This is a genomic window from Gordonia sp. (in: high G+C Gram-positive bacteria) (genome assembly GCF_049299075.1).
Taxonomy (GTDB): domain Bacteria; phylum Actinomycetota; class Actinomycetes; order Mycobacteriales; family Mycobacteriaceae; genus Gordonia.
On sequence record NZ_JBAQWU010000345.1, the window covers coordinates 1 to 5,261 of the forward strand.

Here is a 5,261-nt window from a genome sequence, read left to right on the forward strand (position 1 = left end):
CTCCGACCACGATATGGGCGGTGACATCATTCCCGCCTTTGTGGCGCGCGACGAAGCCTACGTGTACGACTTCAACGACAACGTGGTCCCGGGCGCCCTTCCCGAAGACATCGGCTACTGGCGGGACGTCGGCACCATCGATGCCTTCTACGACGCGCACATGGACCTCGTGTCGGCCAAGCCCGCGTTCAATCTGTACAATGCGCGCTGGCCGATCCGCGGCGAGACCTCGCACCTGCCGCCGGCGAAGTTCATCAACGGCGGATCGGCCAACGACTCGATGGTCGGTGCCGGCTGTATCGTCTCCGGCGCCATGGTGCACAGTTCGGTGCTGTCGGTCGACGTGGTGGTCGCTGAGGGTGCCGTGGTTCAGGGCAGCATCTTGATGCCCGGCGTGCGGATCGGGCGCAATGCGGTGGTCCGTAACGCGATCCTCGACAAGAACGTCGTTGTGCGGGACGACTGTCAGGTCGGCGTCGACTCCGAACATGACCGGGAGCAGTACACCGTCAGCTCCGGTGGCATCGTCGCCGTCGCCAAAAACCAGGTCATCTGACCGGCTCGCGCCCGCTCGAAATCAGCTCAGCCGAGCTGCGCGGCGGCGCGCAACGAGTCGCGGCCCAGCGCGATCAGCGCCGGTATCGATTCGGCGTCGACGTTCTCCGGCAAAGCATTGACCGGCCACCAGGCGAGATCGATGGACTCGTTGCTGATGACCGGCGGTGGGGGAGTGGCGGTGGCGGTGGCCGGGGCGACGGCGGCATAGCGGACGTCCAGATGGCGGGTCGGCTGGCCGAGCGAGCACGTGATCGGGTGGGTATGCAGTTGGACCGGTGCTGCCGACAGCGCGAGGTTAGGGAGGCCGGACTCCTCGGTCGCTTCGCGGAGGGCTGCTGCGGCGAGGGTGGCGTCCGCCGGTTCGCAGTGACCGCCCAGTTGGACCCACTTGCCGACGCGGGGGTGCAGGGTCAGCAGGACATGGGTGCCGGTGGCGTCGAAGACGATCGCCGACGCGGTCAGATGTCCTGGTACACAAGCTCTTTCGCACGGATTCGCTGCAGCGTCGACAAAGGCAAGATACGCATAGCGGAGGGCATCCTGCTCCGCGGTGGGCGGGGTCCAGCCAGTCAGCGTCGTGTGTGCGGAGGCGGTCAGGGCGGGAGTCACAGCTCAATCACCAGGCCTTCGGTGTCTGCGGGTCCGCGCAACCCCGCGGGGGCGGCGGGGTGGCCGATCGCGATGGCGCCCAGTGGTTGCCAGTGGGTGGGGAGGTCGAGCACGCGACGCACGGTCGCAGCCGCGAAGATCGTCGATCCCACCCAGCAACTACCGATCTCGCGCGCCGACAGGGCGACAAGGAGCGAGCCCACGGCGGCGCCTGCGGCAACAGTGAACATGGTGTACTCGCAGTCATTGCGCCGGTCGTCGGGGTAGGTGTGCATACCCTGGCGAGTCATCACCGGAATCACCAATTCCGGTGCGTCGTACAGGATTTGGCCGCGCCCCACCCGCTGGGTAACCGACTCGACGCTCTTGCCGTCGGCGTCCAGATCGCGCCGCCAATCCTCGGCCATCGCGTCGAGTAGCGCAGTCCGCCGGCTGCGGTCGCGGACCCAGAGGAAACTCACCGGATGGCTGTGATGCGGTGCCGGTGCCGTCAGGGCTTCGGCGAAGGCCGCGTGCATCTCCGCCGGCGCTACTCGGCCCGACGCGAAGCTCCGTACGGACCTTCGGGTCAGCAGGGCCTCGGTGCGGCCCTGCGTGAGAGCGTCCTCGGTACCAAGGCGGAAGAGGTCGGATTCGGGTTCGCGAACCAGGTTCCGCGCGGTCGATCCGTCGTCGACCGGGGCCAGTCCGCGAATCACCGCCACCGGAACTCCGTCGATTTTGCCCTTCACTAGATCGGCAGCGGCAGCGAGTTCATCGGCGACAGCGATGTCGGTGACCAGCAGCGGATTCCCGTAGCCGTCGACGGCCCCGTCGTAGCTGTGCCGCACGGCGATTCCGGCCGCGCCGATCGCGACGTCGGTCTGCCCGGCCCGCCACGCCCGGCCCATGGTGTCGGTGACCAGCACGGCTACATCCAGACCGCGCGCAGTGAAGTCGGCGCGCAGCTGGGCGGCACTGTGGTCCGGATCCACCGGGAGGAGGGCGAGCTGATCGCCGGGCACATTGGAACCGTCGACGCCGGCCGCGGCCTGGACGAGGCCGTTGCGGTTCTGCGTGATCAGCAACTGGTCGCGACGGGCGACGATTCGCACGGCTTCGTCGTCAATCAGCTTGCGGCGCAGAGTATTTCGTTGCTCCAGGTCGGCCGGAGCAGGCACCATGCGGCCCTCGATCTTAGAGAAGACCTTGCTGGTGACCACGACGACGTCACCGTCGGCCAGCCACGGGGCGCCGGTGAGTATCTCGGCGGCCAGATCGCTGGCCGGTCCGAACTCGCCGAGTCCGGTCACCGGGCGGATGGTCAGCTCGCCGGCGGCACGGTGGTCCCGGCGCCAGGGGGCACGGTCGCTGGCCGCGGGCTGGTTCATATGCGGATCCCGACCAGGTCACAGGCCGCGCGCACCATCGCGGCCGTGGTGGTCGGATCGGTCATCAGCAGGGGCGCTTGACCGATGGCGATTCCGGGCACCGGGTTCGCTACGGCGGCATCGCCGGGCGCCACCAGCCAGCCGTCCAGCAGGCCGACACCGCTGCGGGCGCCGTAGTATTCGGCAATCGCCCGGGAGGTGGTTTCCACGCCGATCACCGATAGGCACTGATCGGCCATGCCGCGCAACGGCTTATCGTCGATCACTGGGCTGATGCCGACGACCGGGGCGGACGTGGTGCGCAGGGCGGCACGCAGGCCCGCGACCGAGGTGATCGCTCCGATACTGACCACCGGATTACTCGGCGCCAACAGCACCACATCGGCCTCGGCGATCGCCTCCAACACGCCGGGCGCGGGCGTGGCATTGCCGTCGACCTGTGCGAATCCGTGGGTGGGGACCTGCGCGCGATGGCGTACCCACCATTCCTGGAAGTGGATGGCCAGCCGCTCGCCGGGGGCGCCGCCGGGCTTGTCGATCACGACATGTGTCTCGTGCCGGTCGTCGCTCACCGGCAGCAAGGCGATCCCGGGCTGCCAGCGGCGGCAGAGCGCCGCGGTGATGTCGGACAATCGGAAACCAGCATCGAGCATCTGCGTGCGGATCAAATGGGTAGCCAGGTCGCGGTCGCCGAGGCCGAACCAGTCCGGGTCGGCCCCGTACGCGGCCAACTCTTCCTTCGCGTGCCAGGTCTCATCGGGGCGGCCCCAACCGCGCTCGGTGTCGATCCCGCCGCCCAACGTGTACATACAGGTGTCCAGGTCGGGGCAGATCCGGACGCCGTGCATCCAGGCGTCGTCGCCGACATTCACGATCGCGGTGACCGTGTGCGGCCCGGTCTGGGCCTGCGGACCGGTCGCCTCGGCGACCGCGGGAAATGGAGTGGTGCCGAACAACTCGCGCGCACCCTGCAGGAAGCGGGCGCCACCGACGCCGCCGACCAGTACCGTCACCTTCACAGCGCTCACCCTACGGTGGCCCGGCGGTGCTCTTCACGCCAAGGGCGGGCCCGGGCGTTGCCGAGGACCACCCCGGCGTGTCACCCGTTTGTCCGACACGCCGAGAGAACTCACACAATGCGGTGCGGCCGGGTGGGGCCGAAAAAAGGTGATAACAGCAAAAATCCCCGTTCGCTTGACCCGTGGGCCCGGGTGCGTGTGTAATCACAGGAGTGTGATTTCACTGCTGGGGTGCTTGACGCGGCCGAGTCGGTGGGTCACGCGGCCAACGAATCGATCATCAACAGGGAGGCAAACGATGACGTTCGCGGAAAACATTACGGGGTTCGGGGGAGCGCGGTTCTCGGCACCATTGGGAAGTCCCGCCGCACCTTCGGTTTTCACCAGCAACGGCAGTCACCTCTCGGTGGTTCCCAGCGACTTCGATGCGCTGTTCGACGCCGTCGACGACCAGTGGCAAGATCAGGCCCTCTGCGCGCAGACCGATCCGGAGGCGTTCTTCCCGGAGAAGGGTGGCTCGACGCGGGAAGCCAAGCGCATCTGCCACGGATGCGAGGTCAAAGCCGAGTGTCTGGAGTACGCCCTGGGCAACGATGAACGCTTCGGCATCTGGGGAGGCCTCTCCGAACGGGAGCGGCGCCGCCTCAAGCGCGGCATCATCTGACCGGTACCGCCGGACCCGGCTGGCACACCGCGCACTGGCCCACCCCGCAGACTTCCTCGTCCCTCGCAGACCTCCCGCTGCGAGGGACGAGCGCATCTGAGGGGCGCTGACCTACCCCTCCGGACCCTGTTCGATGGTTTCCTCGTCGACGCCCAGGTAGGTGGCGACCTGTTGAATCAGCAGTTCACGAAGGATTTCGGTGAGTGGGACGTCATCGTGCGCGCGCAGTTCGATTGGGCGACGGAAGAGGATCAGTTGGGCGCGCGTCGCGCGTCCGGTCGCGTCGACGCCCGCACCGATCAACCTGGCCAGCGGGACCGGCCCGTCGGCGGTCACCTCGTCCGGCCATTGCACCGTCGCCGATTCGCGCGGCAGCATCCGCGGGATGTCGTCAACGGCTAGATCTAGGCCGGTCAGCGCGTTGTGCCAGTGGCGGTCGATCTCGGCGAACGCGGTGACGGCGGCCCGATCGAAGCGGGCGGATCGGGTGCGGAACGCCGGCACCGTCGGGGGGAGCAGTGGGCTCCGCAACCCGCGGTCGTGCCGGTCGCGGGTGCGCCGCGGTGGTTGCAGGAGGCGCCGTGGCTCAGCGGATTCGAAGCGCATGGGGTTCAGCCTATTGCAGCGCGCAGATCGCGTGTCGATGTCCGATGGGTGGTGGCCGCGCGCTAGGCTTGCCTCTGTGACCTCTCCTCGTCAGTGCTGCCGCCCCGGGTGCTCGCGCCTCGCTGTGGCGACCCTGACGTTTGTGTACGCAGACTCGACCGCGGTGGTCGGGCCACTGGCCGGCGCCGATGAGCCACACTCCTGGGACCTGTGCTCCGACCATGCCGACCGCATCACGGTGCCGCGCGGCTGGGAGCTGTTGCGCAGCGAGCGGGAGTTCGTGCAGCCTGCCGAAGACCAGGATCTGACCGCGCTGGCCGATCTCGTCCGTGAGGTCGGGGGCAACGCCCGACCGAGCCTTCCGCCGTTGCCGTCGTTCGTGGCCCGGACCGAGGTCGACGATGCGCCCGGCCGGCATCGTGCCGAGGTGCGCCC

7 protein-coding genes are annotated in these 5,261 nt (G+C 68.3%); 3 read left to right on the forward strand and 4 right to left on the reverse strand.

The annotated features are described in order from the left end of the window. Positions 1-556: sugar phosphate nucleotidyltransferase (locus tag WAW85_RS10925; RefSeq protein ID WP_422559638.1), on the forward strand; the 556-nt coding region annotated here is incomplete at its 5' end. Between the two features lie 26 nt (positions 557-582). On the opposite strand, the gene WAW85_RS10930 is transcribed toward WAW85_RS10925, so the two are convergent. From WAW85_RS10930 to cofD, 3 genes are read right to left on the reverse strand one after another with little or no spacing between them, the layout of a single operon-like run. Then, the gene (locus tag WAW85_RS10930) at positions 583-1,167 is read right to left on the reverse strand and encodes an NUDIX domain-containing protein (protein WP_422559639.1); all 585 of its coding nucleotides are present in this window, start codon (positions 1,165-1,167) and stop codon (positions 583-585) included. After that, the gene (locus WAW85_RS10935) at positions 1,164-2,537 is read right to left on the reverse strand and encodes a coenzyme F420-0:L-glutamate ligase (protein WP_422559640.1); all 1,374 of its coding nucleotides are present in this window, start codon (positions 2,535-2,537) and stop codon (positions 1,164-1,166) included. Before WAW85_RS10935 ends, WAW85_RS10930 begins: the two co-directional genes overlap by 4 nt. Then, complete coding sequence (cofD, locus tag WAW85_RS10940; RefSeq protein ID WP_422559641.1) at positions 2,534-3,556, reverse strand: 2-phospho-L-lactate transferase; 1,023 nt, start codon at positions 3,554-3,556, stop codon at positions 2,534-2,536. The genes WAW85_RS10935 and cofD overlap by 4 nt, the downstream gene beginning before the upstream one ends. Before the next feature lie 406 nt (positions 3,557-3,962). Between cofD and WAW85_RS10945 the strand changes: the two genes are divergently transcribed. Beyond that, entirely contained in the window at positions 3,963-4,220 is a 258-nt protein-coding gene (locus WAW85_RS10945; protein WP_422559644.1) for a WhiB family transcriptional regulator, read from the forward strand. Positions 4,221-4,331: 111 nt separating this feature from the next. Here WAW85_RS10945 and WAW85_RS10950 read toward each other — a convergent pair whose 3' ends face one another. Beyond that, positions 4,332-4,826 (reverse strand): metallopeptidase family protein, encoded by a 495-nt coding sequence (locus tag WAW85_RS10950; RefSeq protein WP_422559642.1) that lies wholly within the window; start codon positions 4,824-4,826, stop codon positions 4,332-4,334. Between the two features lie 76 nt (positions 4,827-4,902). Between WAW85_RS10950 and WAW85_RS10955 the strand changes: the two genes are divergently transcribed. Next, the coding region (locus tag WAW85_RS10955; protein WP_422559643.1) for a DUF3499 domain-containing protein at positions 4,903-5,261 on the forward strand (359 nt) is incomplete at its 3' end.